This window comes from Psychrobacter sp. 78a-MNA-CIBAN-0178 (genome assembly GCF_040309625.1).
GTDB lineage: Bacteria > Pseudomonadota > Gammaproteobacteria > Pseudomonadales > Moraxellaceae > Psychrobacter > Psychrobacter okhotskensis.
In genome coordinates, this window is the sequence record NZ_JBEOOZ010000233.1 from 1 (window position 1) to 229 (window position 229).

At 48.0% G+C, this 229-nt stretch carries 1 pseudogene; it reads left to right on the plus strand.

Going from position 1 to position 229, the window contains the following annotated elements:
* Positions 1–229, plus strand: a pseudogene (locus AAEY80_RS14945) (NADH oxidoreductase (quinone) subunit F); the annotation flags it as partial.

Genomic DNA, 229 nt, shown 5'->3' on the forward strand with positions numbered 1-229 from the left:
GCCAAGCGCCAAGCCAGCTAAATGCACAGCGTGTTCCAATCTATGGCGATAAAGCAACCGCCACTAGCGAAACCAAGCCTTTGACTTGGCGTTTAGCCCATCATGATGCGGTGCTTGATTTAGCCACTTATGAGTCTCTAAAAGGCTTTACAGGTCTAAAAGAAGCGTTATCTAAGTCGCCTAAAGACGTTGGCAATATGATTAAAGCGGCCAATGTTCGAGGTCGCGG